The following is a 15,209-nucleotide window of genomic DNA, read 5'->3' on the forward strand; positions in this document are numbered from 1 at the left end:
CCTGGATGAGGATCGCCGAGATGACTGCCACGGCTGTCTACGCGGTTGCCGCGGACTGATCTGACACCGTGCGGGCCTTCGCCAGCTAGGAGTGGCTCCCGGCGAGGCGGTGCGCGCCTGGGGCCGGCTCGGCTACCCGCGCCGCGCCCTGCGTCTGCACGGCGCCGCGGTCGCCATAACGGAACGGCACGGCGGGGACGTGCCGACGGACCACGCGCAACTGCTGGCGCTGCCCGGCATCGGCGAGTACACGGCCGCCGCGGTGGCCACCTTCGCGTACGGGCAGCGGCATCCGGTACTGGACACGAATGTGCGCCGGGTCCTGGCGCGCGCGGTGTCGGGCGTGCAGTACCCGCCGAACGCGACCACGGCGGCCGAGCGGCGCCTGGCCCGTGAGCTGCTGCCGCAGGACGAGCGGACGGCCGCCCGGTGGGCCGCCGCCTCCATGGAGCTGGGCGCACTGGTGTGCACGGCGAAGAACGAGGGTTGCGGGCGGTGCCCGATCTCCGCGCAGTGCGCCTGGCGGCTGGCCGGCAAGCCGGAGCACCAGGGACCGCCGCGGCGCGGGCAGACGTACGCCGGGACGGACCGGCAGGTGCGCGGCAAGCTGCTCGCCGTGCTGCGGGACGCGCACACGCCGGTGCCGCAGGCGTTGCTGGACCGGGTGTGGCACGAACCGGTGCAGCGCGCCCGGGCGCTCGACGGGCTCGTCACGGACGGTCTGGTGGAGCCGCTGCCGGGCGGTATGTACCGGCTGCCGCTGAGCTGACGCACAGCCAAGTCACAGTCACCGCACCTCTGTTGCAGAAGCGCCGCCCCGCGAAATCATCAACAAAGCCCCGATATACGGACATAACAACCCGTCTCTTTACCCCGTTCCTTTGTCCGTTACACAACCGACGGATAGCCGATTGCTAGCCGCAGGCTGGTGCGCACAACGCCGTGACAACCACTCCGTAGCTTCTCTTGCGTGCCCGGCAGACCACGGGGACGGCGGGACAGCGGGACTTCAGGCATAAGCCGAAGCAACGGGGAACGGAGGCGGTTGATCATGGCGCAGGGCGAGGTGCTCGAATTCGAGGAGTACGTCCGCACCCGACAGGACGCACTGCTGCGCAGTGCGCGTCGGCTGGTCCCGGACCCCGTCGACGCCCAGGACCTGCTGCAGACCGCGCTCGTGCGGACGTACGGCCGCTGGGAGGGCATCGCCGACAAGCGGCTCGCCGACGCCTATCTGCGCCGGGTGATGATCAACACCCGGACCGAGTGGTGGCGGGCCCGCAAGCTGGAGGAGGTCCCGACCGAGCAGCTGCCGGACGCGTCCGTGGAGGACTCCACCGAGCAGCACGCCGACCGGGCCCTGCTGATGGACATCATGAAAGTGCTCGCACCGAAGCAGCGCAGTGTCGTGGTGCTGCGACACTGGGAGCAGATGTCCACGGAAGAGACGGCCGCGGCCCTCGGCATGTCGGCCGGTACGGTCAAGAGCACGCTGCACCGGGCGCTCGCCCGGCTCCGCGAGGAGCTGGAGGCCCGCGATCTGGACGCACGCGCGCTGGAGCGTGAGGAGCGGGAGCGTTGCGCGGCCTGACCGGGCCCGGGTCCGAAGCGACTCGCGGGAGTTCTTTGGCGGTGATCGCGGCGGTGGCCGCGATCGCCGCCCTCGGCCTTTTCGTCGCCGCCTGCGGCACGGGCGGCATGGGCGCCCGTGACGAGGGTCCGGCCCACGCCTCGGCCGTGGCGGGCGCCGTCGCCTCGCCGGCGCCGAGCGCGACCGGCCGGTACCGGCGGGTGGACGCCGTGGCACTCCTCCGGCAGGACCCCGCCGTCTCCGGCACGGTCAAGCGCGAGCTGAAGCCGTGCAGCGGGAACGAGTACCCGCTCGACGTCTCGTACGGCGACCTGACCGGCGCCGCGGTGGACGACGTCGTCATCAACGTCCTGACCTGCGCCGACGCCGTCGGTATCGGCTCGTACGTGTACCGGGACGAGTCCGGCACGTTCAAGAACGTGTTCAAGACCGAGGAGTCCCCGGTCTACGCGGAGATCGACCAGGGCCAGCTGTCGGTGACGAAGCAGTTCTACGAGAAGGGCGACCCCATCTCCAGCCCGTCCGGGGAGGTCGTGACGCCCTACACGTGGAAGGCGGGACGGTTCGCCCCCGGGCGGAGCGTCCGCAACGAGTACAGCAAGTCGGCCGGAGAGGGCGCGACACCCGCGCCGGACAACTGAACCCCCCACGAGCACACCACAAGGACTGAGAGCACCCGGGATGGCAGACCAGACCCACGTCCTGTTCGTCGAGGACGACGACGTCATCCGCGAGGCCACCCAGCTCGCGCTGGAGCGGGACGGCTTCGCGGTCACCGCCATGCCCGACGGCCTCTCGGGCCTGGAGGCGTTCCGGGCGAACCGGCCGGACATCGCGCTGCTGGACGTCATGGTCCCGGGCCTGGACGGGGTCAGCCTGTGCCGCCGGATCCGGGACGAGTCGACCGTGCCGGTGATCATGCTGTCGGCACGCGCCGACTCCATCGACGTCGTCCTCGGCCTGGAGGCGGGCGCCGACGACTATGTGACCAAGCCGTTCGACGGCGCCGTGCTGGTCGCCCGGATCCGGGCGGTGCTGCGCCGCTTCGGGCACGCCGGCGGGTCCGCGCACCCGGAGGAGGGACCGTCCGAGGTGAACGGCGGCACCCTGACCTTCGGCGACCTGGACATCGACACCGAGGGCATGGAGGTGCGCCGGGCCGGGCAGCCGGTGGCGCTCACCCCGACCGAGATGCGGCTGCTGCTGGAGTTCTCCTCCGCGCCGGGCACCGTGCTCTCCCGCGACAAGCTGCTGGAGCGCGTGTGGGACTACGGCTGGGGCGGGGACACCCGGGTCGTCGACGTGCATGTGCAGCGACTGCGGCAGAAGATCGGCCAGGACCGGATCGAGACGGTCCGCGGCTTCGGCTACAAGCTGAAGGCCTGAGCGGGGCGGCATGCGGGGGATACTGCGGTACCCGGCCCGGCGGATGGAACGCGCGGGCCTGCACACCGGGCTCAGATGGAAGCTCAGCGCGGCGATCGCGCTGGTGGCCGGACTCGTGGCGATCGCGCTGAGCCTGGTCGTGCACAACGCGGCCCGGGTCTCGATGCTGGACAACGCGCGCGACCTGGCCAACGAGCGGGTGCAGCTCGCCCAGGGCTACTACGAGCGGTACCGGCGGTCGAACTTTCCCGACATCAAGATCGACGACCCCGGGCTGCCGCGCGCGATCCGGGAGAAGGTCGAGGACGGCCGCCGGGCCAGCGACGTCTCGGACCGCGGCGGCGGGCCGCCGGACATCTGGGCGGCCGTACCGGCCAAGGACGGGCATGTGCTGTCCCTGCACAGCCATCTGCCCGACCGCTCCATGTCCGTGATGAAGGACCTCGACCAGGCCCTGGTCATCGGCTCCATCGCGGTCGTCTTCGTCGGCAGCGCGCTCGGCGTGCTGATCGGCGGGCAGCTGTCCGGGCGGCTGCGCAAGGCCGCGGCCGCCGCGAACCAGGTCGCCAGGGGCGAGACCGAGGTCCGGGTGCGGGACGCCATCGGCGGTGTCGTACGGGACGAGACCGACGATCTCGCGCGCGCGGTGGACGCCATGGCGGACGCGCTCCAGCAGCGGCTGGAGGCCGAACGGCGGGTCACCGCGGACATCGCGCACGAGCTGCGCACCCCGGTGACCGGCCTTCTGACGGCCGCCGAGCTCCTGCCGCCGGGCCGTCCCACCGAACTGGTCCTGGACCGGGCCAAGGCGATGCGCACGCTCGTCGAGGACGTGCTGGAGGTGGCCCGCCTGGACGGCGCCTCGGAACGGGCCGAGCTGCAGGACATCATGCTGGGCGAGTTCGTCGCCCGGCGCGTGGCCGTCAAGGACCCGGACGTGGTCGTACGGGTGGTGCACGAGTCGGAGGTCACCACCGACCCGCGGCGGCTGGAGCGGGTGCTGCTGAACCTGCTCGCCAACGCCGCCCGGCACGGCCGGCCGCCGATCGAGGTGACCGTGGAGGGCCGGGTCATCCGGGTCCGTGACCACGGCCGCGGCTTCCCCGAGGAACTCCTCGCCGAGGGACCGAGCCGCTTCCGCACCGGCAGCAAGGACCGTGCGGGCCAGGGCCACGGACTGGGCCTGACCATCGCGGCCGGCCAGGCCCGCGTCCTGGGCGCCCGCCTGACCTTCCGCAACATCCGCCCCGTCGGCGCCCCCGAGCACATCCCGGCCGAGGGCGCGGTGGCCGTGCTGTGGCTCCCGGAGCACGCCCCGACCGCCACCGGCAGCTACCCGATGCTGCCCTAGGCCCAGTCCTTGTCCATGTCCAGGTCGCCCGCACGCCGCTGCGTGAAGGAGAACCAGTTGCCGGAGTCGTCGCGGAACAGCGCCTCCGTGCCGTAGGGGCGCTCCTGCGGCTCCTGGAGGAACTCCACCCCGCGCTCCTTGAGCTTCTTGTAGTCGCCGTGGATGTCGTCGGTGGCCAGCACGCCGGCGCCGAGGGCCCCCTTGGCGACGAGCTTCTTCATCATCTCCGCGGACTCGGCGTCCATCGCGGGCGGCCCCGGCACCATGAGCGTCAGCTCGACGCCGGGCTGGTCGGGCGCGCCGACGGTGAGCCAGCGCATCCCGCCCTCGCCCATGGTCATGTCCGTACGGACCTCCAGGCCCAGCTTCTCGGTGTAGAACTCCTTGGCCCGGTCCTGGTCGAGGACCCAGACGGTGGTGATGGCGAGTCCCTTGATCATGGTTCTGCTCTCCTGTCGGCGGCGCGGTGCGGTGGGAGGGATTCCTGTTCGCCACCGTAGGCAGGGCCGGGCCCGGCGCGCTTCTCGAATGTTGCGGTCCTGAAGCCGCCGGCCCAGAGCATGGCGTAGCAGCCGGGTATGAGGGAGGCGCCGCGGCCCACGTGCTTCGCGCGGTACTCGCTCGGGGTGAGTCCGGTGCGGGCCTTGAAGCGGGCGGAGAAGGTGCCGAGGCTGCTGAAGCCGACGAGGGTGCAGATCTCGGTCACCGTGAGATCGGCGCTCCGCAGCATCTCCTCGGCCCGCTCGATCCGCCGGTGGGTCAGGTACTGGCCGGGCGTCTCGCCGTAGACGTCCTTGAAGGCGCGCAGGAAGTGGTATCGCGAATACCCCGCGCACGCGGCCACCGCGTCCAGGTCCAGCCCGGGGTCGGCCCAGTCGCGGTCCATGGCGTCCTTGGCCAGCCGCAGACGGCGGATCTTGTCCATGGGTCCGATGGTGGCACGGGGCACTGACAGTGGTTTCCCGCGCGGCGGAAAGGGCGAAGGCCCCCGGGGCGGACACCCACCGGGGACCTTCGGACCGTGAGTACTCAGGGAGTACGCGGATCAGGGAGTGCTCAGACCGCCTCGGCCATCGCCGCCGGAGCCGCGTCCGCGTCGCCGGCCTCGGGCTTCTGCGGACCGCCCTTCAGCGGCACCTCCTTGACGAACAGCGACGCGATCAGCACCAGCACCGCGATCGCGGAGCCCAGCACGAACGCCGAGTGCGTACCGGCGGACACCGCGTGCTGGTACGCCTCCCGCGCCACCGCGGGCAGCTTCTCCAGGCTCTTCGCGTCCAGCTGCGCGGACTTCTCGGTGATGCCCTTGCCCAGCGCGCCGGCCCGCTCGGCCATGACGTCCTTGACCCGGTTGTTGAACAGCGCGCCCATGATGGCCACACCGAAGGAGGAGCCGAGCGTACGGAACAGGGTGGTGGACGAGGAGGCGACGCCCATGTCCTTCATCTCCACGCTGTTCTGCGCCACCAGCATGGTGATCTGCATCAGGCAGCCCATGCCGAGGCCCAGGACGGCCATGTAGACGCCGGAGGTGAAGCGGGTCGTGGACGTGTCCATCAGCGACAGCAGATACAGGCCGACGATCATGAGCGCGCCGCCGACGATCGGGAAGACCTTGTAGCGGCCGGTGTTGGTGGTGACCCGCCCGGCGACCATCGAGGTCACGAGCATCGCGCCCAGCATCGGCAGCAGCAGCAGACCGGAGTTGGTCGCGGACGCGCCCTGCACCGACTGCTGGTACAGCGGCAGGAACAGCGTCGCGCCGAACATCACGAAGCCGGTGATGAAGCCGATGACCGACATCAGGGTGAAGTTGCGGCTGCGGAAGATGTGCAGCGGCAGCACCGGCTCGGCGGCCCGGGTCTGCCAGAACACGAACCCGACCAGCGCGGCCACGCCGATGCCGATCAGCTCCATGATCCGCGCGGAGGTCCAGGCGTACTCGGTGCCGCCCCAGGTGGTGACCAGCACGATCGAGGTGATGCCCACGGTCAGCAGCGTCACGCCCAGGTAGTCGATGCCCGCCTTGGCCCGCTTCCTCGGCAGGTGCAGCACGGCGGAGACCAGCACGAGCGCGACCGCGCCGAGCGGCAGGTTGATGTAGAAGGACCAGCGCCAGCCCCAGTTGTCGGTGATGGTGCCGCCGACCAGCGGACCGCCGATCATCGCCAGCGCCATCACGCCGGCCATCATGCCCTGGTACTTGCCCCGCTCCCGCGGCGGCACGAGGTCGCCGATGATCGCCATGACGCCGACCATCAGACCGCCGGCGCCGAGACCCTGCACGGCGCGGAAGCCGATCAGCTCGCCCATGTTCTGGGCCATGCCGCTGAGCGCGGAGCCGATCAGGAAGATCACGATCGAGCTGAGGAAGGCACCCTTGCGCCCGTACATGTCACCGACCTTGCCCCAGATCGGGGTCGAGGCCGCGGTGGCCAGGGTGTAGCCGGTGACCACCCAGGACAGGTGCTCCAGGCCGCCCAGCTCGCCCACGATCGTCGGCATCGCGGTGCCCACGATCATGTTGTCGAGCATGGCGAGCATCATCGCGATCATGAGCGCGAGCAGGACCACCCGCACGCTCTTCGGTTGTTTGCCCTCCTGGGCGCTTTCCACTGTGTCCGCCATCTCTTCCCACTCCCCCTGCGGCAGCTACTTACTTGCCGCCCGGCTAGTTACTACACTGGGTAAGGTAGCCCCGCTACTAGCCGGGCGTCAAGTAAGTTTGGTCGAGGCCCTAGCCGGTCGGCAAGCAAGTTTCCGCGGGAGCGCAAGGAGTACGAGGATGGGCGTCACCATGGACGGCACCAAGCAGCAGCGCCGCGGCAACACCCGCCAGCGCATCCAGGACGTCGCGCTCGAACTCTTCGCGGAGCAGGGCTACGAGAAGACCTCCCTGCGCGAGATCGCCGAGCGTCTCGACGTCACGAAGGCGGCCCTGTACTACCACTTCAAGACGAAGGAAGAGATCATCGTCAGCCTCTTCGAGGACCTGACGAAACCGATCGAGGACCTGATCGAGTGGGGCCGCAGCCAGCCGCACTCCCTGGAGACCAAGCAGGAGATCGTACGGCGCTACAGCGAGGCCCTCGCCGGCGCCGAGCCCCTCTTCCGCTTCATGCAGGAGAACCAGGCGACGGTACGGGAGCTGCGCATCGGCGACACCTTCAAGGACCGGATGCGCGGCCTGCGGGACATCCTGATCGACCCGGAGTCGGAACTCGTCGACCAGGTGCGCTCGGTCAGCGCGATGTTCACGCTGCACGCCGGGATGTTCGTGCTGCAGGACCTGGAGGGCGACGCGCAGAAGAAGCGCGAGGCCGTTCTCGAGGTCGCCCTGGACCTGATCACACAGGCGCACGAGCACGCCCGCAGGACGGACTAGGTCACTCCCTCACGCCCCTGCCGCGCAGGAACGCGACCGGGTCGACGGCGGAGCCGCGATGGGCGCACATCGCCTTTGCGGCTTATCGCCGGTTGTTCGGCCCGTGAGCGTCACGAATGTGACGCACACCTCTGTACGCCTACCGTTCAGTAACCTTACGGTTCCCCTCGCGCCATCCTCACCACAGATCATGCACCTGCCATTTCCGGCACGCGTACGGACGTGAGAGGACCCCCACCGATGACCAGTCGCCCCTGGGCGCGCCGTATTTCCGTGACCACCGTCTCCGTGGCCGCCCTGGCCGCGCTGGCCGCCCCGGCCCATGCCGCGGACGCCACGGCCACCACGAGCAGTTCCGCCGCCAAGGTCGACTACGCGACCTGGCAGAAGGACTGCCAGACGGTCATGGACCAGGCCCTGCCGTACCTGAAGGACCGCATCGCCGCCGCCAGGCCGGGCGAGAAGCAGGCCGTCGTCTTCGACATCGACAACACCACGCTGGAGACCGACTTCGGCTTCCACTACCCCCAGCCGGCCAACAAGCCGGTGCTGAACGTCGCCAAGTACGCCCAGGAGCACGGCGTCTCGCTCTTCTTCGTCACCGCCCGCCCGGGCATCATCGAGGAGCCCACCGAGTGGAACCTCGACCACGACGGCTACGACGTCTCCGGCCTCTACGTCCGCGGCTTCTTCGACCTCTTCAAGGACGTCGCCGCCTACAAGACCGCCCAGCGCGTCGACATCGAGAACAAGGGCTACACGATCATCGCGAACATCGGCAACAGCGCCACCGACCTCTCGGGCGGCCACGCCGAGAAGACCTTCAAACTGCCGGACTACAACGGCCAGTTGTCGTAACCCCGGCCTGATCCGTCCGGTTAGGCTCCATCCGCAGGGTGTTCTGCGGTCTTACGACCACGGGGGTGGCGGATGGAGCCGACGGTACTGGGCAGCAAGCTGGCCTCCAGTGTGATCGGGCCACTGGTGAAGAAGCTGTTCGTCCAGGACGGCCCAGGGGCGGGGCTGGTCGACAAGCCGGTCCGGCTGTCCGCGCTCGTGTCCTTCCGGGGCGAGAAACGGGCGCTGGGCGAGAAGGACGTCCACCGGCTGGCCGAGCGGATCGTGGCGCAGTCGGTGGAGTCCCCGGGGGAGGCCCCGTTCCCCGCCGACGAGCAGGCCGCCGTCGCCGGCGCCCTCGCCCGCAGGCTGCTGGCCCTCGGCGACCTGGAGATGGACGACGTACAGGCCGTGCGGCTCGGCCACCGCGAGCTGGCCAAGAAGCTGCACTACGGCTCGGCCGCCTCCGACGGCCTCTCCGCGGACGCCTCCTTCTTCCTCGACTCGGCGACGGAGTGGGCCTGTCTGCAGATCCTGGAGTTCTTCACCCGGCGCTCCACCTTTGTCGCCCGCACCCTGGTCGAACACAGCCGCGCGCAGGCGGAGCTCGTCGCAAGGGTCGACGAGCTGATCGCCCGCACCCCGCGCCCCGGCGCAGCCGACACGGCTTTCGAGCGCCGCTACCTGCCGTACGCCGCCGACCGGCACAACCACATCACCATCTACGGCGTCGACCTGCGCGACTCCCCCGACCGCTGGCCCCTCGAAGTGGCCTATCTGAGCCTGGAGGCGACCGCGGTCGAGGACCCCCGGCCGGACCCTGCGCCGGGCGAGCGCCCGATGGGCGGGACCGGCCGGCGGCGGGCCGAGGAGGCGCTGCTCACCGACTCCCGCGTGCTGCTGCGCGGTGACGCCGGCTCCGGCAAGACGACGCTGGTGCAGTGGCTGGCGGTGACGGCGGCCCATGACGGCCACCGCATCCCCTACGTGCTCCCGCTGCGCACCCTGATCCGCTCGGGCCCGCTCCCGGGTCCGGCCGACTTCCTCAAGGCGGTGAGCTGCCCGCTGACCCCGCCGGACGGCTGGACCGACCGCGTGCTGACGGCCGGCCGGGGCCTGGTCCTGGTGGATGGCCTGGACGAGATCCCGGCCGCCGACCGTCACCGCACCCGCGACTGGCTGCGCTCCCTGCTCCAGGCCTATCCCGGCAACCACTGGCTGCTGACCTCCCGCCCGACCGCCGTACGCCCCGACTGGCTGGCCCTGGAGGGCTTCCGCGAACTGACCCTGGCGCCGATGCACCGCTCGGAGGTCACGACGTTCGTGGGGCGCTGGCACTCGGCCGCACGGGCCCCGGAGTACGAGGGCCCGCTGCTGGACTCCCTGCGCACCAAACGCGACCTGGCCCGGCTCGCCACCAACCCCCTGATGTGCGGGCTGATCTGCGCCCTGCACCGCGAGCGCCGCGGCTACCTCCCGACCGGCCGCAAGGAGCTGTACGACGCGGCCCTCACGATGCTGCTCGCGCGCCGGGACCGGGAGCGCGGCATGGACATCGAGCTGAGTGAGGAGGCGCATCTGGAACTGCTGCAGCGGCTGGCGTACGCGCTGGTCCTGAGCGGCCGCACGGAGATGGACGCCGACACGGCCGAGGGCATCGTGGAGCGGTGCCTGCCGACGGTCGCGTCGGCGCAGGGGGACGCGGGGGCGGTGCTGCGAACACTTCTGCTCCGCAGCGGCCTGCTCCGTCAACCGGCCGACGGTGTCGTCGACTTCGTCCACCGCACCTTCCAGGACTACCTGGGCGCACGGTACGCGGTGGAGGAGGGCCACCTCGACGTGCTGCTCAGCCACGCGGACGACGCCCAGTGGGAGGACGTCATACGCATGGCGGTGGCCCACGCCCGGCCACGCGAACGTGTCTCCGTGCTACGGCAGTTGCTCTCGGGTGACACCCCGCGGCTGACCTTGCTGGCACTGGCGTGCCTGGAGCACGCGACAGCTCTGGACCCGGCGGTCCGGGCGGAGGTGGAGGCCCGCGCGGCCGCGTTGATCCCGCCGCGTACGACGGACGACGCACGCGTACTGGCCGAGGCGGGCCCTCTGGTCCTCGAACTGCTGCCGGGCCCGGAGGGACTGACCGCGGCGGAGGCCCACGGTGTGACGGTCGCCGCCTCGCTCCTCGGCTCGGACGAACCGGACGGGGCGCTGGCGGTGCTGCGGCGGTTCCGTGACCACCCGGACCTGGATGTACGCCGGCAACTGGTGGGGACATGGGGCCGGTTCGACGCGGGGGTGTATGCGTCCGAGGTGCTGGAGCACGTGGACCGGAGTGGCCTCTTCCTGTCCTGCTACGCCCCTGACCAGCGGACGGCCCTGGCCGGGATGCGGCCCTGGCAGGGCCTCGCCTTCCGGGGCCCGCACCGGGTCGAGGACATCCTCGCCTCCGTACCGTCACCGGAGACACTGGTGTCGCTCGACGTGCAGAACAATCCCCACCTCACGGATCTCGGCAGCCTGCTGCCGTTCAGCTCACTGCGCCAACTGCTGCTGGGGGAATGTCCGGGAGCGTCGGGCCTGGACCGCCTGTCCCCGCTGCCGCTCACCAGTCTCGCCCTCACCGACGTGGCCGACCTGACGGGACTGCGGTCCCTGAAGTCTCTGACCCGCCTCTCGATCGCCCAGGAAGTGCCGGGCAACGACCTGGCCGACGCCCTGCCGGTCGACGCGCGGCTGAGCTTCCTCTTCCTCGGCAGGCACAGCACCGACGGCACCGGACTACGGGGACTGCAGCACTGGCCCAGTCTTCGGACGCTGAGCCTCGGGCCGCTGGCCAAGGAACTCACGGTCGCCGACTGGCAGGCGATCGCCGGGCTTCCCGAGCTGACCGATCTGTACGTGAACGCGCTGATCGTCCGGGAGTTCCCGCACTCCCTCGAGCTGATGCCCGAGCTGCCCGGTATCGAGGTGCTGCGGATCCCGGCGATGCACGGTGACGAGGACCTCTCCCCTCTGGTGCCCCGGCTGCCAGGAGTGCGCTCGGTGGTCCTGCAGGGCAAGCCCGGCCACTCCTTCCCGGCCTCCCGCTATGCCGGTCTCTTCCCGGAGGCCGAAGTCAGCCTGGACCTACGCTGAAACCGCGCAAGGGGCCGGTGCCCGAAGGCACCGGCCCCTTGTCGTCGGCTGAACCGCCGGAGGCTTACGCCTCCTTGCTCAGGTTCGGTCCGGCTCCGCCGGCCGCCTGCTCGATCGGCGGGACGTCCGGCAGCGCGGACTTCTCCTCACCGCGGAAGGTGAAGGTCTGGGTCTCGCCCTCGCCCTCGGTGTCCACGACCACGATGTGACCGGGGCGCAGCTCGCCGAAGAGGATCTTCTCCGAGAGTGTGTCCTCGACCTCGCGCTGGATCGTCCGGCGCAGCGGCCGGGCGCCCAGGACCGGGTCGTAACCCTTCTTCGCCAGCAGCTCCTTGGCGGACTGGGAGAGCTCGATGCCCATGTCCCGGTCCTTCAGGCGCTCGTCCACCTTGCTGATCATCAGGTCGACGATCCGCAGGATGTCCTTCTGGGTCAGCTGCGGGAAGACGACCACGTCGTCGGTGCGGTTGAGGAACTCGGGCCGGAAGTGCTGCTTCAGCTCGTCCTGGACCTTGTTCTTCATGCGCTCGTAGTTCGTCTTCGTGTCACCCGAGGCCGCGAAGCCCAGGTTGAAGCCCTTGGAGATGTCCCGGGTGCCGAGGTTGGTCGTCATGATGATGACCGTGTTCTTGAAGTCCACGACCCGGCCCTGGGAGTCGGTCAGCCGACCGTCCTCCAGGATCTGCAGCAGCGAGTTGAAGATGTCCGGGTGGGCCTTCTCGACCTCGTCGAAGAGGACGACGGAGAACGGCTTGCGGCGGACCTTCTCGGTCAGCTGGCCGCCCTCCTCGTAGCCCACGTAGCCGGGGGGCGAACCGAAGAGACGCGACACCGTGTGCTTCTCGCTGAACTCCGACATGTCGAGGGAGATCAGCGCGTCCTCGTCGCCGAAGAGGAACTCCGCGAGGGCCTTGGACAGCTCGGTCTTACCGACACCGGACGGGCCGGCGAAGATGAACGAGCCACCGGGGCGCTTCGGGTCCTTCAGACCGGCACGCGTACGGCGGATCGCCTTCGACAGCGCCTTGACGGCGTCGACCTGGCCGATGACCCGCTTGTGGAGCTCGTCCTCCATGCGCAGCAGGCGGCTGGACTCCTCCTCGGTCAGCTTGAAGACCGGGATGCCGGTGGCCGTGGCGAGGACCTCGGCGATCAGCTCGCCGTCGACCTCGGCGACGACGTCCATGTCGCCGGCCTTCCACTCCTTCTCCCGCTTGGCCTTGGCGGCCAGGAGCTGCTTCTCCTTGTCGCGCAGGGAGGCGGCCTTCTCGAAGTCCTGCGAGTCGATCGCGGACTCCTTGTCCCGGCGGACGGCGGCGATCTTCTCGTCGAACTCGCGCAGGTCCGGCGGAGCGGTCATCCGGCGGATGCGCATCCGGGAGCCGGCCTCGTCGATCAGGTCGATCGCCTTGTCCGGCAGGAAGCGGTCCGAGATGTAGCGGTCGGCCAGGGTGGCGGCCTGGACCAGCGCCTCGTCGGTGATCGAGACGCGGTGGTGCGCCTCGTACCGGTCGCGCAGGCCCTTGAGGATCTCGATCGTGTGCGGCAGGGACGGCTCGGCGACCTGGATGGGCTGGAAGCGGCGCTCCAGGGCCGCGTCCTTCTCCAGGTGCTTGCGGTACTCGTCCAGGGTGGTCGCACCGATGGTCTGCAGCTCACCGCGGGCCAGCATCGGCTTCAGGATGGAGGCGGCGTCGATGGCGCCCTCGGCGGCACCCGCACCGACCAGCGTGTGCAGCTCGTCGATGAACAGGATGATGTCGCCGCGGGTGCGGATCTCCTTGAGCACCTTCTTCAGGCGCTCCTCGAAGTCACCGCGGTAGCGGGAGCCGGCGACCAGGGCACCGAGGTCGAGGGTGTAGAGGTGCTTGTCCTTGAGGGTCTCGGGCACCTCGCCCTTGACGATGGCCTGGGCGAGGCCCTCGACGACGGCGGTCTTGCCGACGCCGGGCTCACCGATCAGCACCGGGTTGTTCTTGGTGCGGCGGGACAGCACCTGCATGACCCGCTCGATCTCCTTCTCGCGCCCGATGACCGGGTCGAGCTTGGACTCGCGAGCGGCCTGGGTGAGGTTCCGGCCGAACTGATCCAGGACGAGAGAGGTCGAGGGGGTGCCCTCGGCCGGGCCGCCGGCGGTGGCGGTCTCCTTGCCCTGGTAACCGGAGAGCAGCTGGATGACCTGCTGCCGCACCCGGTTGAGGTCTGCGCCCAGCTTGACCAGGACCTGGGCGGCGACGCCCTCGCCCTCGCGGATCAGGCCGAGCAGGATGTGCTCCGTGCCGATGTAGTTGTGGCCCAGCTGAAGTGCCTCGCGGAGCGACAGCTCCAGGACCTTCTTGGCACGGGGAGTGAAGGGGATGTGGCCGGACGGGGCCTGCTGGCCCTGGCCGATGATCTCCTCCACCTGCTGGCGGACCGCCTCAAGCGAAATGCCGAGGCTCTCCAGGGCCTTAGCGGCGACACCTTCACCCTCGTGGATGAGACCCAGGAGGATGTGCTCGGTGCCGATGTAGTTGTGGTTGAGCATCCGGGCTTCTTCCTGAGCCAGGACGACAACCCGCCGCGCGCGGTCGGTGAACCTCTCGAACATCGTTAATCGCTCCTCAGAGCGGTCAGGCAGTGGGGGGAACTTCCCCTCCCTGTCCTTCCGCAGCTTAGTCCCGCAAGCGGGGACCGCTCATTCCAACTGCCGACACCGTCCTTGGCCTCCTGACCCCGAACGCCGACATCTGCTCCAACCCGATGGTGCGAGACGATGTTCCCGCAGGCCAGGCAGTTACCCCACTCGCCACTACGCCGATGGCGAACGTGAGACGGCCTCTCCCGCGCGTCGCCCCCTCCCACTAGGCATGTCTTACCCGCAGGGACTGACACTCCATGCCGCGCGCACCCGTTCCCTCCGCTATGGGCGAACAACCTTGCGCCTCCCCGTGCCCCACGCGCGCCCTTTTTCGGGACTCTGCGCGATCAGTGGGGCACTCAGCGTAACTTGAGGGCAGTCCCGCCGGTTGCACTTGGCATGGTTGGCTCGGTATCCACCACCTCCACGTTCCCCCTTCCCCGCCGGTCCGTCGATCCGGGCGCACCGGATGCCCGTGAACTTGCGGCCGGACCCTGGTCCCGGGCCCGGCACTGGTACGAGAACGATCTTGGCTGGGCGACCGTGCCCGGACGGCCGCTGCGGCTGCTCACAGGGCTGCGGTTCGACGTCCTGGACGTGCCGGCCGAGGCGGGCGCGGGGGCGCTGCGGCATCTCGCGCCGGGCTCTCCGGTGGCCCTGCGGGGCGGCCGGATGGAGCTGCTGGTGGCCGCGGGCAGCGCGGAGGAGCTGCCGGGGCTGCTGGAGTGGCTGGAGTGGGGCGCCGTGGCCCTGGACCTGCGGGCGCTGGGAGCGGGAGACGCCTTCGAGGCGCCGCTCAGGCCCGGTACGCCGCCCGGACGGGCCGGGTCCTCGCAGGGGGCCGCCGTGTGGCTGCGGCCCCCCGGGCCGGGGCGCGAGGCCGGGACCTCGCTGCCGGCGATGC

General features: G+C 70.2%; 12 protein-coding genes and 1 pseudogene. 9 read left to right on the top strand and 4 right to left on the bottom strand.

What is annotated here, in order from left to right:
• Nucleotides 1-94: 94 nt before the first annotated feature.
• From ACWEN3_RS24710 to cseC, 5 genes and pseudogenes are all read left to right on the top strand, one after another.
• A pseudogene (locus tag ACWEN3_RS24710) lies at nt 95-769 on the top strand (A/G-specific adenine glycosylase); the annotation flags it as partial.
• A gap of 282 nt (nt 770-1,051) precedes the next feature.
• The gene (locus tag ACWEN3_RS24715) at nt 1,052-1,591 is read left to right on the top strand and encodes a SigE family RNA polymerase sigma factor (protein ID WP_030177423.1); all 540 of its coding nucleotides are present in this window, start codon (nt 1,052-1,054) and stop codon (nt 1,589-1,591) included.
• Between the two features lie 41 nt (nt 1,592-1,632).
• On the top strand, nt 1,633-2,232 hold the full coding sequence (locus ACWEN3_RS24720; RefSeq protein WP_452974925.1) for a hypothetical protein: 600 nt from the start codon (nt 1,633-1,635) through the stop codon (nt 2,230-2,232).
• 40 nt (nt 2,233-2,272) lie between these two features.
• A complete protein-coding gene (gene cseB / locus ACWEN3_RS24725) occupies nt 2,273-2,977 on the top strand; it encodes a two-component system response regulator CseB (RefSeq protein ID WP_452974901.1) in 705 nt (234 codons plus the stop codon).
• A 10-nt stretch (nt 2,978-2,987) separates the two neighbouring features.
• Complete coding sequence (gene cseC, locus ACWEN3_RS24730) at nt 2,988-4,328, top strand: two-component system sensor histidine kinase CseC (RefSeq protein WP_452974903.1); 1,341 nt, start codon at nt 2,988-2,990, stop codon at nt 4,326-4,328.
• On the opposite strand, the gene ACWEN3_RS24735 is transcribed toward cseC, so the two are convergent.
• From ACWEN3_RS24735 to ACWEN3_RS24745, 3 genes are all read right to left on the bottom strand, one after another.
• Nucleotides 4,325-4,768 carry a VOC family protein gene (locus ACWEN3_RS24735; RefSeq protein ID WP_452974905.1) on the bottom strand — a complete coding sequence of 148 codons (444 nt, stop codon included), beginning with the start codon at nt 4,766-4,768 and terminating at the stop codon, nt 4,325-4,327. The genes cseC and ACWEN3_RS24735 overlap by 4 nt on opposite strands.
• A complete protein-coding gene (locus tag ACWEN3_RS24740) occupies nt 4,765-5,253 on the bottom strand; it encodes a helix-turn-helix transcriptional regulator (protein ID WP_452974908.1) in 489 nt (162 codons plus the stop codon). The genes ACWEN3_RS24735 and ACWEN3_RS24740 overlap by 4 nt, the downstream gene beginning before the upstream one ends.
• 131 nt (nt 5,254-5,384) lie before the next feature.
• Nucleotides 5,385-6,956 carry an MDR family MFS transporter gene (locus ACWEN3_RS24745; RefSeq protein ID WP_452974911.1) on the bottom strand — a complete coding sequence of 524 codons (1,572 nt, stop codon included), beginning with the start codon at nt 6,954-6,956 and terminating at the stop codon, nt 5,385-5,387.
• 157 nt (nt 6,957-7,113) lie between these two features.
• Here ACWEN3_RS24745 and ACWEN3_RS24750 point away from each other — a divergent pair, with 157 nt between their 5' ends.
• The 3 genes from ACWEN3_RS24750 to ACWEN3_RS24760 all read left to right on the top strand — a co-directional run bounded on the left by ACWEN3_RS24750 (nt 7,114) and on the right by ACWEN3_RS24760 (nt 11,685).
• Entirely contained in the window at nt 7,114-7,713 is a 600-nt protein-coding gene (locus ACWEN3_RS24750; RefSeq protein ID WP_452974913.1) for a TetR/AcrR family transcriptional regulator, read from the top strand.
• Nucleotides 7,714-7,953: 240 nt separating this feature from the next.
• Nucleotides 7,954-8,571: an HAD family acid phosphatase gene (locus ACWEN3_RS24755; RefSeq protein WP_452974915.1), complete on the top strand. Its 618-nt coding sequence runs from the start codon at nt 7,954-7,956 to the stop codon at nt 8,569-8,571.
• Nucleotides 8,572-8,643: 72 nt separating this feature from the next.
• Nucleotides 8,644-11,685, top strand: coding sequence for an NACHT domain-containing protein (locus ACWEN3_RS24760; protein WP_452974917.1), 3,042 nt, complete (start codon nt 8,644-8,646; stop codon nt 11,683-11,685).
• Nucleotides 11,686-11,749: 64 nt separating this feature from the next.
• Here ACWEN3_RS24760 and ACWEN3_RS24765 read toward each other — a convergent pair whose 3' ends face one another.
• Nucleotides 11,750-14,275 (bottom strand): ATP-dependent Clp protease ATP-binding subunit, encoded by a 2,526-nt coding sequence (locus ACWEN3_RS24765; RefSeq protein ID WP_452974919.1) that lies wholly within the window; start codon nt 14,273-14,275, stop codon nt 11,750-11,752.
• Nucleotides 14,276-14,704: 429 nt separating this feature from the next.
• On the opposite strand from ACWEN3_RS24765, the gene ACWEN3_RS24770 reads away from it, so the two are divergent.
• A partial coding sequence (locus tag ACWEN3_RS24770) for an SCO3374 family protein (RefSeq protein ID WP_452974922.1) occupies nt 14,705-15,209 on the top strand: 505 nt, incomplete at its 3' end.

It is taken from the genome of Streptomyces sp. NPDC004561 (assembly GCF_053602155.1).